The organism is Pseudonocardia aurantiaca, assembly GCF_039526725.1.
In the GTDB taxonomy this organism is placed as follows: Bacteria; Actinomycetota; Actinomycetes; order Mycobacteriales; family Pseudonocardiaceae; genus Pseudonocardia; species Pseudonocardia aurantiaca.
The window spans coordinates 118,960-133,690 of sequence record NZ_BAAAJG010000016.1; the positions used below are offsets into that span (position 1 = coordinate 118,960).

General features: G+C 75.3%; 12 protein-coding genes. 7 read left to right on the forward strand and 5 right to left on the reverse strand.

What is annotated here, in order from left to right:
• Positions 1-13: 13 nt before the first annotated feature.
• Entirely contained in the window at positions 14-1,672 is a 1,659-nt protein-coding gene (locus tag ABD143_RS25075; protein ID WP_343983175.1) for an ABC-F family ATP-binding cassette domain-containing protein, read from the reverse strand.
• Positions 1,673-1,717: 45 nt separating this feature from the next.
• Complete coding sequence (locus ABD143_RS25080; protein ID WP_343983178.1) at positions 1,718-2,509, reverse strand: DUF5995 family protein; 792 nt, start codon at positions 2,507-2,509, stop codon at positions 1,718-1,720.
• Positions 2,510-2,684: 175 nt separating this feature from the next.
• Here ABD143_RS25080 and ABD143_RS25085 point away from each other — a divergent pair, with 175 nt between their 5' ends.
• Positions 2,685-5,744 (forward strand): helix-turn-helix transcriptional regulator, encoded by a 3,060-nt coding sequence (locus ABD143_RS25085; protein WP_343983180.1) that lies wholly within the window; start codon positions 2,685-2,687, stop codon positions 5,742-5,744.
• Positions 5,745-5,747: 3 nt separating this feature from the next.
• Here ABD143_RS25085 and ABD143_RS25090 read toward each other — a convergent pair whose 3' ends face one another.
• Positions 5,748-6,335, reverse strand: coding sequence for a sigma-70 family RNA polymerase sigma factor (locus ABD143_RS25090; protein WP_343983183.1), 588 nt, complete (start codon positions 6,333-6,335; stop codon positions 5,748-5,750).
• Positions 6,336-6,572: 237 nt separating this feature from the next.
• On the opposite strand from ABD143_RS25090, the gene ABD143_RS25095 reads away from it, so the two are divergent.
• Entirely contained in the window at positions 6,573-7,286 is a 714-nt protein-coding gene (locus tag ABD143_RS25095; protein ID WP_343983186.1) for a DUF5995 family protein, read from the forward strand.
• A 40-nt stretch (positions 7,287-7,326) separates the two neighbouring features.
• Here the strand turns inward: ABD143_RS25095 and ABD143_RS25100 are convergent, their stop codons facing one another.
• Both ABD143_RS25100 and ABD143_RS25105 read right to left on the reverse strand, forming a co-directional pair.
• Positions 7,327-9,069, reverse strand: a complete 1,743-nt coding sequence (locus ABD143_RS25100; protein WP_343983188.1) for an ABC transporter ATP-binding protein — start codon at positions 9,067-9,069, stop codon at positions 7,327-7,329.
• 30 nt (positions 9,070-9,099) lie between these two features.
• The gene (locus ABD143_RS25105) at positions 9,100-10,725 is read right to left on the reverse strand and encodes an ABC transporter transmembrane domain-containing protein (protein WP_343983191.1); all 1,626 of its coding nucleotides are present in this window, start codon (positions 10,723-10,725) and stop codon (positions 9,100-9,102) included.
• An 82-nt stretch (positions 10,726-10,807) separates the two neighbouring features.
• Between ABD143_RS25105 and truB the strand changes: the two genes are divergently transcribed.
• The 5 genes from truB (at position 10,808) to rpsO (ending at position 14,550) form a co-directional block, all read left to right on the forward strand.
• Positions 10,808-11,686 (forward strand): tRNA pseudouridine(55) synthase TruB, encoded by an 879-nt coding sequence (gene truB / locus ABD143_RS25110; protein ID WP_343983194.1) that lies wholly within the window; start codon positions 10,808-10,810, stop codon positions 11,684-11,686.
• Positions 11,687-12,016: 330 nt separating this feature from the next.
• On the forward strand, positions 12,017-12,943 hold the full coding sequence (locus ABD143_RS25115; protein WP_343983197.1) for a bifunctional riboflavin kinase/FAD synthetase: 927 nt from the start codon (positions 12,017-12,019) through the stop codon (positions 12,941-12,943).
• A gap of 99 nt (positions 12,944-13,042) precedes the next feature.
• A complete protein-coding gene (locus ABD143_RS25120) occupies positions 13,043-13,576 on the forward strand; it encodes a helix-turn-helix transcriptional regulator (RefSeq protein WP_343983200.1) in 534 nt (177 codons plus the stop codon).
• A gap of 2 nt (positions 13,577-13,578) precedes the next feature.
• A complete protein-coding gene (locus ABD143_RS25125; RefSeq protein WP_343983204.1) occupies positions 13,579-14,148 on the forward strand; it encodes a 2'-5' RNA ligase family protein in 570 nt (189 codons plus the stop codon).
• Positions 14,149-14,280: 132 nt separating this feature from the next.
• Entirely contained in the window at positions 14,281-14,550 is a 270-nt protein-coding gene (gene rpsO, locus ABD143_RS25130) for a 30S ribosomal protein S15 (RefSeq protein WP_343983207.1), read from the forward strand.
• Positions 14,551-14,731: the final 181 nt, after the last annotated feature.

A 14,731-nucleotide genomic window follows, 5' to 3' on the forward strand; every position in this document is an offset into this window, starting at 1 on the left:
ATTGCTGGACGTTTCACAGGCGCACGCGCTGCACGTCCCAGACCGGCTCGTCGGTCTCTCGCACCTCTCCGTCGCCCGCGAAGAGCAGGAACCGGTCGAAGCCGCGGGTGAACCAGCGGTCGTGCGTCACAGCAAGCACCGTGCCGTCGAATGCCGCCAGCGCCTGTTCGAGGGCCTCGGCCGAGGCCAGGTCGAGGTTGTCGGTGGGCTCGTCGAGGAGCAGGAGCGTGGCCCCCGACAGCTCCAGCTCCAGCACCAGCAGCCGGGCCTGCTGCCCGCCCGAGAGGGTCTCGAAGCGTTGCTCGGCCTGCCCCGCCAGCTCGTAGCGGGCCAGCGCCTTCATCGCCGCACCCCGGGTCATCCCGTCGCGGTCGGCGTCGCCGTTCACGAGCACGTCCAGCACCGTGCGGCCGGTGAGCTCCGGCTTGTCGTGGGTCTGGGAGAAGCGGCCCGGCCGCACCCGGGCGCCGAGGCGGGCGGTGCCCTCATGCGGGACCTCCGCGAGCGCCGCCCCGCTCGGTGGCACCGCGAGCGGTTCGGGGTCGGTGCCGCCGCGGGCCAGGAGCCGCAGGAAATGTGACTTGCCCGTGCCGTTCGCCCCGAGCACCGCCACCCGGTCGCCGTACCAGACCTCCAGGTCGAAGGGGTAGGTGAGCCCGTCGAGCTCGAGCTGCTCGCACACCACCGCCCGCTTGCCGGTGCGCCCGCCGCCCAGCTGCATGCGGATGCTCTGCTCGCGCGCCTTCTCCTTCGGCGGTCCGTCGTCGACGAACCGGGCCAGCCGGGTGCGCGCTGCCTGCAACCGCGAGGACATCCCGTCGTTGTAGGCGGCCTTCGTCTTGTAGTAGGTGACGAGCCGCTCCAGCTTCGCGCGCTCCTCGTCCCAGCGGCGGCGCTGCTCGTCGAGCCGGTCGTGGCGGGCGACGCGCGCCGCGTGCCACGACTCGAACCCACCGGGATGCACCCACGCCGAACCGGCCTCCACCGTCACCACCCGCTGGGCGGTGCGCGCGAGCAGCTCCCGGTCATGGCTGACGAACAGCACGCTCTTGGCCGACTCCCCGATGCGTCCCTCCAGCCACCGCTTGCCGGGGACGTCGAGGAAGTTGTCCGGCTCGTCGAGCAGCAGCACCTCGTCGGGGCCGCGCAGCAGCAGCTCCAGCGCGAACCGCTTCTGCTCGCCTCCCGACAGCGTCGCGACACGCCGGTCCTGCACCCGCTCCCACGGCAGCCCCAGCGCGGCGACGGCGGCGGTGTCGAACTCCACCTCGGCCGCGTAGCCGCCCGCCTCACCCCACGCGGCCAGAGATTCCGCGTACCGCAGCTGCGAGCGCTCGTCCGCGCCCAGGGCGCGCTCTGCCGCGCGCAGCCGCTCCCCGGCGGCGCGCACTGCGGGCGGGGCGAGCGAGAGGGCGAGGTCCCCGACACTCCGGTCGTCGACGATCGAGCCGATGAACTGCCGCATCACCCCGAGCCCGCCGCTGCGTGCGATGCTCCCGCTGACAGGCTCCAGCTCGCCCGCGACCAGCCGCAGCAGCGTGGTCTTGCCTGCGCCGTTCGGTCCGACGAGCGCGACCTTCGCGCCGTCGCCCACCCGGAACGAGACGTCCGCGAAGAGCGTGCGGCCGTCGGGGAGCATCTGCCCCACGGCCATCGCCTCGATGTGTCCCACAAGCGCTGGATGCTGCCGGTTCCCCGCGCGCAGGACCAGCGGTTATCAGACGGGGATGGGAGTGCGGATCAGCGTCTCGCCGATGAACGTCGAGATCGCGTCGAGCTTCGCCTCCGAGTCGCGCACGTCCTCGGGGTCGCCGCCCTTGCCCCAGACCCGCTTGGCCTCGTCCCAGGCGAGGTCGCGGGTGAACCGGATGACGAGGTCGGCCATCCAGTTCGCGGTGCGGTCCCAGATCGCGCCGTCCGGCCCCGCGCTGAGCAGGGAGTCCAGGTCCTCCCGCAGCGGGTCCATCTCGGCCTCGAAGACGTCGTTGATCAGGCGGTAGTCGTGGAACTGGGCGCTGTCGTGGTCGTCGCCGTCCGGGGGGAGGTGGTGCCAGGTGGCGACGAGCGCGCAGGACAGGTCGAAGTTGATGTGGGCGTTGACGCCCGCCACCGCGAAGTTGAGCGCCGGGACGCGGGGGTCGCTGCGGTTGTCGAAGACGACCCGCCACACGCGCGGCGCGGTGCGCATGTCCGCCGCGTAGCTGCGCAGGGCGGCGAAATAGCGCTCGGCGAACTCGAGGTCCAGCCGGACGAGGAACCCCGGCGACCGGAACTCGCCGCGGTCGGCCATCGCGCCGATGTGGGCGGTGATCACGTGGTAGAGGCGGGTGAAGGCGGCGATCCCGTCGTCCTCGCCCCGCAGCGACGTGCTCGCGGCGTAGTCCCGGATCGCCGCGAGCCGATCCAGCACCTCCGGGATCGACGTCGCCGGTGTGGACCCGGCGAGATGGGCCAGGTGCTGCGTCGTGCCGCGTCCGCTGTCCCGACGGTTGCTGTCCCCCGTGCCCACGTGCACTCCCCTCGCTCGCCCGGCCCGTCCCCGGGGCCGCTCTCAGCTAGAGCCGGCGGGGCCACGGCCTGATACACCGAGATCAGCGCCGGTAGGCTGGCCTGCGGGGGACCCGGCGCCGATCACACCCGGCTGCGTGCTTCTCAGGAACGAGCGGGTTGGCTAGCGTCGCGACGTGACGGAGCGATTGGCGTGCCCGCTGGTCGGCCGGGAGCACGATCTCGCCGCGCTCGACGCGGCTCTCGCAACTGTGCGGCAGGGCCGGATGGCCGCCGTCTTCCTGACCGGGGACGCGGGGGTCGGGAAGACGCGGCTCGTGCAGGAGCTCGTGGCGAGGGCCGACGGCGGAGCCGACTGGAGCCGCCCGGCACCGGCCGTGCTTCTGGGGGCTGCCACCGACATCGCGGAGAGCCCACCGTTCTGGCCGGTGGTGTCGGCCATGCGTGGGCTCCTGCGCTCGGCGCAGGGGCCGGAGGTGCGGCGGCTGCTCGCGCCATGGGCCGACCAGCTCGACGAGCTGCTCGCGCTGCGGCCCGCCGGGCCGGCGCCCGCGGGACCGGATGCCCGGGTGCAGACCCTGGAACTGCTGCACCGGGTGGTGCTGCGCCTCGCAGCGCACTCCGGTGTGGTGCTGGTGGTGGACGACCTGCAGTGGGCCGACCGGTCCACACTCGACCTCGTTGCCTACCTCGTCGCGAACCTCGCCGACGAGAGCCTGCTCCTCGCCGGGACCTACCGCACCGAGCCCGGCACGGACTACGGTCCGGCGTCGGCGCCCGCGCGCACCATGATCCGCGAGCTCGGCCGGCACCGGCAGGTGCGCACCATCGAGGTGGCCCCACTCGACAGGGACGCCGTCGCCGAGCTGGTGGAGGCCGCGGCGCCCGGCCGGGACGACCTCGTCGAGCTGGTATGGAAGCGCTCGGCAGGCAACGCCTTCATCGCCGAGGAGACACTGCGCGCCGCGGCGCACGGCGACCAGACGGGCCTGCCCACCACCCTGCGCGAGCTCGTGCTCTCGCGCGTCGAGCGGCTGTCGGCGCCCGCGCTGCGGGCCGTACGGGCGGTCGGGGTGTGCGACGGGCCGCTGCCGCACCGGCTGCTCGCCGCCGTGCTCGACCCCTCGCCGCTCGACCCCGCGGCACCCGACACCGCGCCCTCCGGCGCCGACGCGGCGCTGCTCGACGCCCTGCGCGAGGGGGTGGACGCCGGGGTCGTCGTGGTGGACGGCAACGGCTATCGGCTGAGGCACGGGCTCATGACGGACGTGGTGGTCGCCGAGCTGCTGCCGGGGGAGCGGATGCACCTGCACCGGCGCTACGCGGAGGCCCTGGGGAGCCCGTGGGCCCGGGAGCTGCCCGGTGTGGACGCCCGGATCGCCCACCACTGGCAGTCGGCGGGTGACCCCGAGCGCGGGGCCGCCGCCACGATTGTCGCGGCCGAAGCGGCCGTCCGCGTCCGCGGGTACGCCGAGGCCCACCGGCACTGGCTGCGCGCCGCCCGGCTGGCGGGTCAGCTGACCGCGCCGCCCGTGCCGCGTGCGGAGTGCCTGGAGCACGCAGCGGAGGCCGCGCAGCTCGCCGGAGACGCCGACCAGGCCGTGGCGCTGCTCGCCGAGCGGCTGCGGCTGCACGACCCGGCGGTGGCCGGTGACCTCGTGGCGGCACAGCTGCACGCGCGGACCGGCCGCTACCTCATTGCCGCGGGGCGGGGTGCCGAGGCGGCCGAGGCGTTCGGCCGCGCCACGGCGCTGCTGCCGGACGAAGGCGCCGAACGGGAGCGCGCCGAGGTGCTCGGCGGGCACGCGGACGCCCTCTCGGCGGCGGGCGACTACGCCGCGGCACAGGAGGCCGCCGAACGTGCCCTCGTCCTGGCCCGGCGTACTGGCCTGGCAGTGGAGGAGACGCGCGCGCTCACGACCCTCGGGTTCAGCCTCGCCTACCGCGAGGACCAGGCAGCGGGGGAGGCGGCGCTTCGTGAGTCGCTCGCCGTGGCCGAGCGGGCGGCCGAACCGCACGCGATCGGGCGCGCCTATCGGAGCGTCGCGGAGCTGCTCTCCGGGCCGCTCAACGAGCTCGACCGCGGTGTCGCCATGGCCCGCGAGGGGTTCGACCGGGTCGCCGCCCTGGGGCTGGTGCGCAGCACGGGTGTCGGGCTGCTCGCCGTGACGGCCAACGGGCTCTTCCGGATGGGGCGCTGGGATGAGGCCGACGCCGTGATCGCCGAGGCGTGGGAGCTGCACCCGAGCGGCGCGCAGGCGATGGAGCTGCGGCTCGCGCGGGCGAGGCTGGACATCGGCCGGGGCCGGTTCGCCACCGCCGAGGACGACCTGGAAGCCGTCGACGCGCTGTCGGCGAGCACGGTCGGGCCCCGCTACCGCATCCCCTTGCTGACGCTGCGGGCCGGGCTCGCGATGTGGCAGTTGCGCCCCGACCTCGCACTCGACCACGTCGCCGCCGGGCTGGACGTCGTCGAGCAGGGTTCGGACGACGTGTGGCTGGTCGCGCCGCTGGTCTGGCACGGCGCGCGGGCGCGGGCGGAGCTTGCGCGGCTGGGGATGCGGCGCGCCGAGGACGGCATGGCGGCGCGGCTGCGCCGGCACGCGGCCGACCTGACGGAGAGCGCGGCGTCGTCGGTGCCCGCCGTGCGCTCCGTCGTGGAGGCGTTCCTCGAGATGAGTGCCGCCGAGGACGGGCGGGCGCTGCACCGGTCGGACCCGTCGGCATGGGAGCGCGTCGCTGAGCTCTGGCGCGCGCGCCAGCAGCCCTACCCGTCTGCGTACGCCCACCTGCGGCGGGCGGAGGCGCTGCTCGCCAACCGTGCGCACTCCGCTGCGGCGACCGAGGCGCTGCGGCGGGCCGTGCGGATGGCCCAGGATCTCGGCGCGCAACCGTTCCTCGCGGAGATCGTCGACCTCGCCGAGCGCGCCCGCGTGCAGATCGACGCGCCGGACCCGGACGGCGCGCCTGCTCGCACGGCGCCGGAAGGAGTGGGGGTGGCCGAGGTCGTGGGCGAGCTCGCCGCACTCACCCCGCGGGAGCTGGAGGTGTTGGGCGAACTGGCTGACGGCCACACCAACCGGCAGATCGCGGAGCGGCTGTTCATCAGCGAGAAGACCGTCGGCGTCCACGTCGGCCGCATCTACAACAAGATCGGTGTGCACAGCCGGGTGCAGGCCAGCGCCGTGTTCCGGAGATCGGCGTATGGAGGGCAGGCCGCAGGGCCCGTCGGGTAGCGGTCACCGGGCGCCGGAGGTGACCGGCCCGTCATCGAAGCTGCGGCGCACCCGCTCGATGAGCCGGGCGCGGCTCGGGCCGAGGCTCCCGATCGGGATGCCGGTGGCGCGCGCCACCTCCGAGTACGGGCGCGGGTCGTCGGCGAACAGCTCCTGCATGATCGTCCGGCCTCGCGGCGGCAGCTCCGCCACGATCTTCCACAGCCGCTCGACGGTGTCGGCGTCGACGACCCGCTCCTCGACCCCACGGTCCGGGTCGGGGAGCGCGTCGAGCTGGTCGGTTGTGACGCGGCGGCTCTCCCGCAGGATCCGCAGGCACTCGCGCGACGCCGTGGTGGAGAGCCAGCCGCCGAGGCGCTCGGGGTCGCGCACCGAGTCGCGGTGCTCCACCAGGCGCAGCCACGTGCGCTGCTCGGCGTCGCGGGCGTCGGCGTCCTGCAGGCGGTAGGAGCGCACGACCGCGCTGACGAGCCCCCGGTAGCGGTTGACGATCTCGGTCCACGCCCATCCGTCGCCGATGGTGGCGGAGTGCACCGGCTCCCCCGGACGCGACGTACTCGGGGCTGGCGGCAGAACGGTCGAGACGGTCATCACGTGCTCCCCTTCGGCGGCCGGCGTCGGGGCGCCGGCTTCTGGTGCGCGACCAGCTTCTGGGGATCGGGGGTCCGTGTCGTCAGGACAACGCCCTATCTCCCCCGTCCGGGGCGCCCTACATCCGCCGGTGGTCGCTCGGAAAGTCGCCGTAGCGCGCCGTATCAGGAGGCTCCCGGCAGGGCTCTCCCCGTCGCGCGGCGACCGACGCCGGCCGCCCCCGAAGATGGAGGAACCATGATCGAGACGATCGACCATGGGGCGATCTGCATGGGTGAGCCGGCCGGGAACGGGGGGCCGGGCCGCTCCGGCCCTGCAACGCCTGCCGGGGTCGTCCACGCACTGGCGCGGCTCGCGACCGGCGCCGACGCGCACCGCCGGGGGGCCGGTGCGGGTCCGGTGAACCGGCTGCTCTCCGCGTTGGCCGGGACCGTGGGCGGGGGCAGGGCGCACGACCCGGAGTTCGGCGGCGCCCTCGTTGTGGAGCTGGCCCGGCGGTACCTGCAGGCGGTGCGCGACCACGCGCGTGGCACCGCGGTGCCACGGGTGTGGCAGGTAGTGCTGGACGCGTGGGCCGACCCGGGCGCCGAGCCTGGGCGGATCACGCTGGTCGGGGCGCATGCCCTCGTCGGCCATGACCTACCCCCTGCGGTCGTGAGCACGTGCACCCTGCTCGGCCGGACCCCTGGTCCCGCCGAGCGCGGCGACCTCCAGGCCACGGTGGCGCTCCTGGCCTACCTCGCCTGCGACGCCGCCGGCCGCTCCGCCGACGCCGCGACCCGCGAGGAGGCCACCGGGCTAGAGTTGGTGCTCGCCAGGGGCGAGCCCTGGCGGCAGGCCGAGCACCTGTGGACCGTGCGCGGTCGCCCGTCGGAGACGGAGCGCGACCGGGACGCCCTGGACCGGCGGGCGGCGCTGGTGGTCAGGGGCGTGCTCGCAGCGGGCTCCTGAGACGCCGCACCCGGCGGGCACCCGGTTCCGGTCGGCGCGGTCAGGCTCGCTCGGTGGCGGGGGAGCGCGGGCGCTCCCACGCCGCCCACAGCGCCGCATAGCGCCCACCGGCACGCACCAGCTCGTCGTGCGGGCCGGCCTCGACGATCCGGCCCTTGTCGAGCACGACGATCCGGTCGGCCGCGGCGGCCTGGGTGAGCCGGTGGGCGATGACCACGGCCGTGCGGCCCGCCAGCGCGGCGGCCGCTGCCCGTTCGAGGGCGCGGGCCCCCGCGCTTCCGGCCTCCGCGGTGGCCTCGTCCAGCACGGCGACGGCCGGGTCGGCCAGTACGAGCCGCGCCAGTGCCAGCTGCTGAGCGCGGGTGGCGGAGAGCTCGTCGCCCCCGTCGCCCACCACTTCGGTGAGCGCGAGCGGCGCCCCGACCGTGCGCAGCGCAGCCGCCAGCTCGGCGTCGGAGGCGTCGGGGCGGGCCAGGCGCAGGTTGTCGGCCACCGTGCCGGCGAAGACGTGCACCTCCTGCGTCACGAGTGCGACGTGCCTGCGCAGCTCGGCGATCTGCGCGAGGGGCACGCCGCCGATCTCGACGGTGCCCGCGGTGGGGGTGCGGACCCCGGCGAGCACCGCGCCGAGTGTGGTCTTGCCCGCGCCACTCGCACCGACGACAGCCAGGCGCTCGCCGGGTGCGATGTCCAGGTCGACGCCGTGCAGCACCTCGGCCCCGCCCTCGTAGGCGTGCCGGACCCCGCTGAGCCGCACCGAGGCGTCGCGCGGTGTGCGGGGATCCGGCGGCGCCGGCGGGGCGGGCATGTCGGCCACGCCGACGAGACGAGCGAGCGCGGCGCCCGCCGACTGTGCCTCGTCCAGGAGGAACAGCGTGATCCCGATCGGGTCGAACAGCCGCAGGAAGTACAGCGCGGCCGCCGTCGCGGCGCCTACCGAGACGGCGTCGGCGCGCACCAGCCAGAACCCGGTGACGAGGATGGCGAGCACCCCGAGCATCTCGGCGCCGTTCATCACCGCGCCGAACCGCTGCTGCGCCGTCGACGCGCGCATCGCCGCCGTGACCGCGGCCGCCGAGTGCTCGTCGATCCGGGCGAGCTGCGCCGAGCGCCTGCGGAAGGCGCGCACCGTGGCGGCCCCGCCGACGCCGACGAGGAGCGTCTGGGTGCGGGTGCCCTCCGCAGCGCGCTCGGCGGCGTACAGCGGGCCGGACGTGCGCACGTACCAGCGGGTGATCAGCACCCAGACCGGCAGGGGCACGAGGCCGGCGAGCGCGAGCCGCCAATCCAGCACGGCAAGGCCCACCAGCGTGAGCCCGATGTCGAGCACCGAGATCACCACCATGGGCACGGCCCGGCGCACGCCCTCGGAGATCACGGCGATGTCGCCGCTCACGCGCTGCAGCAGGTCGCCGGAACCCGCCCGCTCGACGTCGGCGACGGGCACGTCCAGGGCGCGTCGCACGACCCGCTCCCGCAGGCCGGCGAGGACCAGCTCGCCGAGCCGGGCCACGAGCGCCGAGCCGAGCGCGGCGAGCACCGCCCGCGCCACGAGCGCACCGACGATCCCGAGCGCCAGACCGTCGACGATCCCGGCCGGGCCGCGCGCGATCACGGCATCGACGATGCGGCCGATCAGCGGGGGCACCAGGAGCATCGCGACCGCGGCCGTGACGAGCACGGCGACCGTCCCCGCGACGAGGCCCCGGTGCGGCCGGAGGAGCCCGCCCAGCGCCTCACGCGTGCGCGCCTGGGTGGCGATGGGGAGCAGCACCGGGGTCACGAAGGCACCGGGGTCACGACAGCACCGGGGTCACGACAGCACCGCTTCGCGGTAGCGCTCGTCTGCGAAGAGGTCGGCGTGCGTGCCGGTTGCCACGACCGCGCCGTCGTTCACCAGCAGCACCCGGTGGCAGCGGGCGAGCAGCGCCGGGCTCGACGTGACGAGCACCGTGGTGCGCCCGGCGCGCAGCGCGGCGATCCCGTCGGCGACGCGGTGCTCGGTGGCGGCGTCGACGGCGGTGGTCGGGTCGTGCAGCACCAGCACGGCGGCGTCGGCGGCGAGCGCCCTGGCCAGCGCGATCCGCTGCCGCTGCCCACCGGACAGCGTGCGTCCGCCCTCGCCGACCAGCGCGTCGAGCCCCGCCGGCAGCACCTCGACCACCTCGTCGGCCGCCGCCGCGGCGAGCACGGCGGGGGCTCGCCCGGTGTTGTCGGCGACGGTGCCGTCGAAGAGCGTGGCGTCGTGGCGGGCCACCAGCACGGCGCGCCGGGCCTCGTCGAGCCGCACGGCGCGCAGGTCGGTGCCGTCCAGCTCGACGGGGGCGTCGGCGTCACGCGCGAGCGCGTCGAGCAGCGCGGCGGCGTCGGCCGCCCGGAGTGTGACCACCCCGAGGTGTTCTCCTGCCGCGACCCCGAATCCGCCGACGCGCAGCGCACCCGCCGACTCCGTGGGCAGTGTCCCGTCGGCGTCGCGCACGGCAGGCGGGGCGGCGAGCAATGCGGCCACCCGCTTGGCCGACCCGCGCGCGCCGGCCAGCAGCGGGCCGATCTCGGTGAGCTGCTCCAGCGGACCGATCAGGAAGATCGCGAGCCCGGCGCCCGCCACCAGCTCCCCGACGCTGATCGCGCCCTCCAGTGCGAGCCGCCCGCCGACCCACGCCACCACGACGAGCAGGAACCCCGTGACGATGCTCGTGGCGCCGAGGTAGCCGGCTTCGAGCCGGGCGGACGCGAGGCGGGCGTGCAGGGCGGAGCGGCTCGCGCGGCGGTAGGACTCGGCCGCCGCCCGTTCGGCGCCGATGCCCTTGAGCACCCGCAGCCCAGTAACGACGTCGGTGGCCACGCCGGTGGCGGCGGCGAGCGCGGTCTGCTCCGCCTCGGCCCGGGCGACCAGCGGCCGCGCCAGCAGCCGGGAGGCCACCATGATCACCGGGACCCCGCCGAGGACGACGAGTCCGAGCAGCACCGAGGCCTGCAGCAGCACGACGGCACCACCCGCCAGCGCGGCGAGCGCCCCGGCCGTGGCGGCGACCGCCTGGCACACGAGCCCGGCCCGGTCGGCGTCGGAGCCCGCGAGACTCACCAGCTCACCTGAGCGGCCGGGGGCCCCGCCCCCGGGGTGCAGCACGCGCCCGGCGATGGCGAGCCGGATCTCGTGCGCCGCCTGCCGTTCGGTGCGGATGGCGAGCCAGTAGCCGAAGTAGCCGCACGCGGCGAGCACCACGAACACCCCGGCGACGATCCCGAGCCACCGCAGCAGGGCGATGCCACTCGCGGAACCGATGGCGAGGTCGATCGCCCAGCCGACCGTGACCGGGACGGCGGCCTCGCTGAGCTGATGCCCGGCCACCAGGAGCGATGAGACGGTGAGGTCACGCCGCTGGCCGCGTACGGCTCGGCGCAGCACCCCTCCCGCTGTGTCGGCGTCCTGCGGCACGGACCCTCCCGTCCTGATCGACGAGACGGTAACCCGCGGGCCCGGGCGCGGGCGCCCGGTTTGTGCACGGGAGAATCGGCGCGTGCCTGACGTCGTCCCCTCCGGTCTGGTGATCGTCGACAAGCCGGGCGGGCTGACCTCGCACGACGTCGTCGCCCGGCTGCGCCGGATCCTGCGCACCCGCAAGATCGGCCACGCCGGCACCCTCGACCCGATGGCCACCGGCGTGCTCGTCTGCGGGGTCGGGCGCGGCACGAAGCTCCTGGGGCACCTGGCCCTCGACACGAAGGCCTACACCGCCACGATCCGGCTCGGCGCCGCCACCACCACGGACGACGCCGAGGGCGAGGTGCTGAGCACCGCGGACGCCGGCGGTCTCACCGACGCGGGAATCGCTGCCGGGATGGCCGCGCTGACCGGCGCGATCGAGCAGGTGCCCAGCTCCGTCAGCGCCGTCAAGATCGACGGGAAGCGGGCGTACGCACGGGTCAGGGCGGGCGAGGAGGTCGTGCTCCCGGCGCGGCCGGTCACCGTCTCGGCGTTCGAGCTGCTCGCCCGCCGGGGCCCCGATCTGGACGTCGCCGTGGAGTGCTCGTCGGGTACCTACGTCCGCGCTCTCGCACGCGACCTCGGCGCCGGCCTCGGCGTCGGCGGGCACCTGACGGCCCTGCGGCGCACCCGCGTCGGCCCGTTCACGCTGGAGCACGCGCGCACGCTCGAGGCGCTCGAAGCGGACCCCGGCCTGAGCCTCCCGCTCGACGAGGCGGTCGGCGTCGCGTTCCCACGTCGCGACCTGGACCCCACCCTCGCCGCCGACATCTCCCACGGCCGCCCGCTCCCGGCAGGCGGTTACGAGGGCACCTACGGCGTCTTCGCACCGGACGGCCGGGCCCTGGCGCTGGTGGCCGACCGCGGCCCCCAGGCCCGCCCCCTGGTGGTCCTGGCCCCCGCAAACGCCTGACCTGACCAGCCCGCGAGTCGGGGTCTGAGCACGCGAGTCGGGCTGTGGGTGCCCGCGAGTCGGGCTGTGGGTGCACGCGAGTCGCTGGATTCGTGCGAGCGAGTCGCGACATTTGAGAGTGCGAGTTGCTGGATCCGGGTGGCCGGGGTCGGCGCTCGACTCGCGCGCTCTCACGCCCCGACTCGCGCGCTCTCACGCCCCGACTCGCACGCTCTCACGCCCCGACTCGCGCGCATTTTCGGCGCGACTCGCTCGCATTTCTGCGGCGACTCGCGGGTGGGTGTGTCCCGGCTCGATGGTGGGGTCGGGGCGTTTCGTAGGCTCGGCACCGTGCAACGCTGGCGAGGGCTAGAGGCCGTGCCTACCGGCTGGGGCCGCAGCGTCGTCACCGTCGGCGTCTTCGACGGGGTGCACCGCGGGCACCAGCAGCTGATCGGCCGGGCGGTGCAGCGGGGACGGGAGCGCGGGCTCCCCACGGTGCTCATCACGTTCGACCCGCATCCCGCCGAGCTGGTTCGCCCCGGGAGCCACCCCGCGCGGCTGACCACCCTGCGGCGCCGGGCCGAGCTCGTCGGCGAGCTGGGCGTCGAGGCGTTCTGCGTGCTGCCGTTCACGGCGGAGCTCGCCCGCACCGAGGCGCCCGAGTTCGTGCACTCGGTGCTGGTGGAGCGGCTGCACGCCGCGGACGTCGTGGTCGGGCGCAACTTCACCTTCGGGCACCGCGCCAAGGGCGACGTCGCGATGCTCGCGCAGCTCGGGCAGCGGTTCGGGTTCGGCGTGGAGGGGCTCGAGCTGATCACCGACGACGGGATCACGTTCTCCTCCACCTACATCCGGGCCTGCATCGACGCAGGCGACGTCGACGCGGCCGCCGCGGCGCTCGGCCGGCCGCACCGCGTCGAGGGCGTGGTGGTCCACGGCGACCGGCGGGGGCGTGAGCTCGGCTTCCCCACCGCCAACCTCTCCACCGCGCCGTACACCGCTCTCCCCGCCGACGGCGTCTACGCGGGCCGGTTCGTGATCGGCGACCGCGCGCTCCCGGCGGCCATCTCCGTGGGCACCAACCCGACGTTCTCCGGACGTGTGCGCACCGTCGAGGCGTACGTGCTCGACGTCGACGAGGACTTCTACGGGTTCGAGGTCGCCCTCGACTTCGAGCACCGGCTGCGCGGCCAGGAGCGCTTCACGGACGTCTCGGCGCTGGTCGAGCAGATGCACAAGGACGTCGCCCGCACCCGCGAGCTGCTGGGCGGCTGAGCTGATCGGCTGAGCTGAGCTGATCGGCCGAGCGGGGCGGGATCAGCGAGTTTTACCGTTCGCCCGCGGTGGCGGGCGCGAACTGCCAGCATCCTCGGCATGGAGGACGACGCCGGTGACTCGTTCGCGGCCCGGCGCACGGAGAACCGCGCGCGCCAGCGCGAGCTCTACGGGGCCCCGCTCGGCGACCGGGTGCGGCGGCTCACCTCGGCCCTCGGCATCTCCCAGGCCCGCCTCGCCCGCACCCTGGGCGTCAGCCCGGCCATGCTCAGCCAGCTCGTGAGCGCGCGGCGCGTGAAGATCGGCGACCCGGCGGTGCTCGCCCGCATGCTGCTGCTCGACCAACGCTGCCAGAGCCTCCAGGAGCGGCCCGACCCCCGCACCGTCGAGACGTTGCTCGCCGACGTCGCGGTGGCGCGCTGGCAGTGGAACGATCCGCGCACGGAGGGCGAGGCCCGTGTCCCGGAGCGTCGTTTCCGGGAGCGTGGGGGCCCCGCGCATGGCAGCGCTGCCGCCGCCCTGCGCGGCGTCACCGACCCTGCGCGCCTGGCGGCCGCCGCGGCCGCGCTCGGCCCCGGCTTCCCGGAGCTGGCCGAGGTGCTGCGGCAGGCCGCAAGCCGTCCCCGGGCCTGACGGTGCGCCTGTTCACGGCACTCTGGCCGACGCCTGACGCCGTCGCTGCGCTCGCCGCCGACACGGTTCCCGCAGGCGCCCCCCGCGGCTGGCGGGCGCCGGCGCCGGCGTCCTGGCACGTCACGCTCGCGTTCCACGGCGAGGCCGACCCCGGCGTGCTTGCGCGGCGCCTGGAGGTCGCCGCCCGCGCCGCCGTTGCTCCGCGCCTGCGGATCGCGGGGGCAGGTACGTTCCCGCGTGTCCGGTGGGCCGGGCTCGAGGTCGCGGACCCGGGGCGCCTGACCTGGCTCGTCACGGTGGCGGGCGGCGACCCCGCCGCGTTCGTCCCGCACGTCTCGGTGCTGCGGCTGCGGCCCCGGCCGGGGCCCGGGGCCGACCCCGACCCGCCGGTCACGTGGGCCGCGCACCGCGGTCCGTGGTGGCGCCCGGGGGAAGTGCTGCTGGTGGCGAGCGAACCGGGCCGGGGCGGGTCGCGCTATCGTCCGGTGCACCGCGTGCGGCTCGTCGTCGAGCAACCGGCGGACGAGCGACGGGCCGGGCCACGGGCGCAGCGGCGCGCCGGGGATCCCTAGAGGTCGAGGTGACATCGTCCCTGGTAGCGTGGAGTGCTGGGTGCGGCTGCAGTCCGTGGCGGCCGCGACCGTCTTCCGCCCCCGATCGTGTGGGTAGCGGGCTTCACGGCACAGCAGACGAAAGAGGAGCACGTGGCACTCGACGCCGCACAGAAGAAGACCATCCTGGACACCTACGGGGTCCACGAGGGCGACACCGGTTCGCCCGAGGCGCAGGTCGCCCTGCTGACCAAGCGGATCAGCGACCTCACCGAGCACCTCAAGCAGCACAAGCACGACCACCACTCGCGTCGCGGGCTCCTGCTGCTGGTCGGCCGCCGCCGCCGGCTGCTGAAGTACCTCGCGGCGGTCGACGTCGCGCGCTACCGGTCCCTGATCGAGCGCCTCGGCCTCCGCCGCTGAACCTCCGCCGGCCCGGACCGTCTCTCGGTCCGGGCCGGCACCACAACTACACGACGCCAGACCGCCGGCAGAGAGTCCGCCGGTCCTCGGTAGTGGCCCCCGGACGTGCGAAACAGCCGAGGGCTTCGATCGAAGACCGGCCAGGCCGAGGATCTCCGAGCGCGGTGTGGCGTCTCCCCCA